General features: G+C 59.4%; 5 protein-coding genes. 4 read left to right on the top strand and 1 reads right to left on the bottom strand.

Features of this window, described 5'->3' with window-relative positions:
- The first annotated feature begins 13 nt into the window (after positions 1 to 13).
- From ACI944_RS12345 to ACI944_RS12360, 4 genes are all read left to right on the top strand, one after another.
- Positions 14 to 853 carry a bacteriorhodopsin gene (locus ACI944_RS12345; protein WP_411719348.1) on the top strand — a complete coding sequence of 280 codons (840 nt, stop codon included), beginning with the start codon at positions 14 to 16 and terminating at the stop codon, positions 851 to 853.
- Positions 854 to 1,021: 168 nt separating this feature from the next.
- Positions 1,022 to 1,255, top strand: coding sequence for a hypothetical protein (locus tag ACI944_RS12350; protein WP_411719344.1), 234 nt, complete (start codon positions 1,022 to 1,024; stop codon positions 1,253 to 1,255).
- 74 nt (positions 1,256 to 1,329) lie between these two features.
- Complete coding sequence (locus ACI944_RS12355) at positions 1,330 to 1,806, top strand: hypothetical protein (RefSeq protein ID WP_411719345.1); 477 nt, start codon at positions 1,330 to 1,332, stop codon at positions 1,804 to 1,806.
- 112 nt (positions 1,807 to 1,918) lie between these two features.
- Positions 1,919 to 2,329 (top strand): hypothetical protein, encoded by a 411-nt coding sequence (locus ACI944_RS12360; protein ID WP_411719346.1) that lies wholly within the window; start codon positions 1,919 to 1,921, stop codon positions 2,327 to 2,329.
- 69 nt (positions 2,330 to 2,398) lie between these two features.
- Here ACI944_RS12360 and ACI944_RS12365 read toward each other — a convergent pair.
- Positions 2,399 to 4,273, bottom strand: a 1,875-nt coding sequence (locus ACI944_RS12365; protein ID WP_411719347.1) for an ATP-dependent nuclease, incomplete at its 5' end; no start/stop codon positions are given.

The following is a 4,273-nucleotide window of genomic DNA, read 5'->3' on the forward strand; positions in this document are numbered from 1 at the left end:
CGAGCTACAGACAATCGCACTTCAAGCATCGCAAGAAGAACTGTTCACCCACGTCTTAAATGACGCGGCACTCGGGAGTTCGATTTATATAAATATCGCACTCGCCGGGCTATCGTTGTTGTTCTTCGCGTTCCTCGGCCGGAACGTTGAGGATCCCCGCGGGCAGCTTATCATCGTTTCGGTGATGATGGTATCGGCCGTCTCGGTCGCCAGTTACACCGGATTGGCGTCCGGCCTCACGATCAGCATCCTCGAAATGCCGGAAGGCCATGCGATGGCTGGGGAGACGACCCAGCTTGCTGGCGGCGCGGAGTACGAGGGAACGATCAGCCTGTGGGGTCGGTATCTGACGTGGGCGCTGTCGACGCCGTTCATCCTGCTGGCACTCGGCCTGATCGCCGGCTCGAACGTTACGAAGATCTTCACTGCCATCGTCTTCGATATCGGAATCATGATCACGGGGCTCGCGGCCGCGCTGACGACCTCGGCACACCTGATGCGGTGGTTCTGGTACGCGATCAGTTGTACGTTCTTCTTGGTCGTCGTGTACATCCTGCTGGTCGAGTGGCCTGAGGACGCAAAGGCTGCCGGAACAGCGGACATCTTCAATACGCTGAAATTGTTGACGGTCATCCTCTGGTTCGGGTACACCATCTGGTGGGCGCTCGGCAACGAGGGCGTCGCAGTCATCAGTTCTGTCGGCGTCACCTCGTGGGGCTACAGCGCCTTCGACGTCGTCGCCAAGTACGGCTTCTCGTTCCTGGTGATCAACTACGTCATCAATAACATTGACACGGTCAGTGGTGGCACGACGTACGGCGCCACATCCGATGCGATCCCGGCGGACGACTAACAGACAACTAACCCGTCGCCGCTCGGCCGCGTCTTATTTTTGTTGCTCGGATACCGACTGCACCGTCGGTTCGGCACCGCACGGAGGCGACATCAACCGAAACGGACCTGTAAGAACCATGTCGAAAACAATTAAAACAAAGAGTGAGTGGCGTTCCTCGCTTAGCTCATGTTCGAAGTAGAAACCGATGATCCGGCGCAACTCAAACGTATCGCCGCCGCCGGAACCGGCGCACTGACGATTGGTTTTCTCATCGTCGGCTTCAATCTCGTCCGTCCGCTCCTCGTCCCGGCGGGATACGAACTGCCAAACCTCCTGTTCGGTCTGCTCGGCGTTGCCGTGATCATCTGGGCGGCACACCCGACGTACGAAGCCGCGAGCAAACTGGACGAGAGCACCTAACATGGGCGATGGAACGGCAGGTCTGCCGTGGTGGAGCCGTGGCCGTTTTATGTCTAACATTCGAACGCTCGGACATGTCCGGGGGCCGCTGGTTGTACCGCGTCGTCTTCGCCGCCGTTGTTATCGTGGGCCTCGGTGCGGTCGCGATAGGTGCCGCCGGTCTCTACACGATATTTCTCGGTGACCCGCCGGATCCGGCGGCCGATCGGGAACTCCTCGGTGAGTTCGGCTGTGAAGCGTTCGACGCGGATCCGGCGGTCGTTCACGACTCAACGTATGGCGTTGACCGAACCATCGTAAGCGGCGACGAGATCGACGCCTTCGAAACAACCGTTCGTTCGGACGGGTACCGGATACAGGCCACCGTCTCAGGGGGCCTTCTGGGGGCCTCAGCGAGCACTGCTGACGGAGCCGAGATCCCGGTTGAGCAAGCCGACGGGAAAATCGTGATCGAACACGACACCGACCGTCCGTTCCGGCTGTGGATCGATAGCGTTTCGCAGGACGCGGTCGTCACTCGTACGCAGTTGGATATCTGTCCACCGACGTGACGGATTCGCTGCCGACGACTTTGTTCGTCCGCGCTTGACTCTCATCCTGGTATAATTTATCAAACTAGTAACAAAATACTATAAATTTTCAGGCGGCGCACGTTTTGTTGGAATGAATCAAATAAAAGACAAGCGGCGGAACATCGTGATCCACGAGGACAACGACGAAAGCGACCTTCCGGTCAACGGTCTCCCGGAACTCCCGTCAATCGGGCGACAGACGTCGTTCGTTCCGAAGAACATGGACGAGCCGAAAATATACACCGGGGACGTCATCGTCTCGTTTACCGACGGTGAAATCGACTTTGCTGAACTAATATACGACCATCTCGACGAAGGTGTGCTCGTCGTCTCGCTCGACACCGGCAGCTACGAGCTGATCGGGCACCAGAAGTTCGGGAGCCGGTTTTACCAGTCCGACGAAACCCACATTTACGACGATATCGTGAGCGAAGCCGAGAAGTGGGATACCGAGTTCGACCCATCGGCACTCGAGCGTCCTGAACCGAAGCGCGCTCGGTAGCCAAAGACGGTTTCTCCGCGGTGTCTCCCGACGTTGCTCCGTTCGACCTCCAAGCACGCCCGTACGGAATCACCCAAGTCCGAGCGTCTGCAGTATCGACCGACTGCGTGGCTCGACGCCCTCGAACGACTCCAAGATGTTGTTCAGATCGGTGAACAGCCGGGTGAAGTTCCGCCGCGTCTCGCCGTCTAGCTCCTCGGCGAACTCCCGGCGATTCCGCTGGAGGTACAGCGCCGGTTCGCGCCGATCGAACTCCCCGGTACCGATGTTGTGACTCTCGAAATACGCCTGAAGCCGGCGCACGATCGGCGTCTCCGACTCCGCGAGGCCGAGTTCTTCGGCAGTGATCCGCTCGGGGGTTCTGTCGGCTTCCGAGATCACAGTCGAGTACGTCCGGTTGACCACGCTCAAATAGAACTGGTCGGAAAAGACGTCCTCGATGGTGCTTCGATCCGTTGATGAACTGTACTCCGAAACGAGTCTGATCCGGATATCGCCTTCCCCGTCGCTGCCTCGCCCGCCACCGCCTCTCGACGGTGACTCATTCAACAACGCGGCCACGTCAAGGGCATCCTCACCGAACAGCGAAACGAAACTGTCGATGTTCTCCGCGGCCGTGATCGGAACGACTGTCCAGCGGTCGTCGAGCCCGTCATTGCCGTCGTCCCGAAGCAACTTCGACACAACGTAGAGGTAGATATGATCGGCCTTCTGCTCGACAAGCAGCGTCTGCGGCCGGACAAGCAGCGTGTCCATCAGATCCGCCTCAAAGACGTTCCGAAGCGGGAACTTCGTATACTCGTCCGCGAGCGTGATGTCGGTGAACACGTTTGTCTCCCCCCGTGGCTCCGCCATCACCATCTTCGTCCGGTGGACCGTCTCCGGATCGATCATAGACGGTGAGTGGGTGGTGTACACCACCGGGTGCGACTCCGCCAGTTCGGTTCTGAGAAACGAGCGGAACTGCTGTTTCGCCCGTGCGTGGAGGTTGAGCCCGGGTTCGTCGAGCAACAACACCATATCGTCGTCGCTGCGCCGGAGTTCCGATAATTGCGAGAACACGGAAAAAAACCGCCGGAACCCGTGCGAGCGCTGTTCGAAGTCGACCGTGACACCCGACTCGCGGTCTTCGACGCGGATCTCGAGGAGTTCCGCGTCGGCCTCGCTGCCCGCCATCGCCTCGATCCGGATCCGAATACTGCCGCTTTGGCTCCAGTACCGCATCACTCGTTCGCTGATCGCATTTGATGCTGTCTCCAACTCTGTCGTCTTTCGCCGCCAGTCGTCCACGTCCTCGAACTCCTCGAGATCTAGCCCCGCAACGGAGAGTACGGCGAGAAACGCCCTGTCTCCCGGTGTAAGTGATCCGGCGTCGCGCCGTTCGAGCAGTTCGTTGACCTTGATCGTCCCATTCATGATCGAGTACTCCCCGACGTAGTGGAACTCGGGGAGCCGACCCTCGAGTATCGTCGACCCGATCTCCGCCGAGAGAATCGCCTCCGCGCTCGGGGTGTCGTCCTGATCCGGATCCACGTCGATTGACGCCCCGCCGTCGGAGAAATACCGGTCGCACGCCGATCCGTCGAGTTCGAGGTCCCAGATGAGTTCATTCTGGTAGTCCTTGTGGACGACTACCTCCCGATCCGCCAGTACCCCGTCGCCGTACGCCGACTCGATCTGCTCGGCCTCAGCCCCATCAAGGCCGAACCGGGCGCTGGCGACGACATCCGGATCGTCCCCGTGTCGGTCGCTGTACGCCGGCCACTCTCGCCGGGGGTATTCCTCGTACGGCGTGTATCCGTCGGACTGGTATGAGGGATTGATCTTTTCGACCGCACGCATAAATCCAGTTTTCCCCGACTCGTTCTTCCCGATGAGACAGGTAAAATCGTCGACGCTGACCCAGCCCGAGTCGTCGATACACCTGTAGTTTCGCACTCGGAG

This window comes from Natronomonas sp. (assembly GCF_046710025.1).
Classification (GTDB): domain Archaea; phylum Halobacteriota; class Halobacteria; order Halobacteriales; family Haloarculaceae; genus Natronomonas.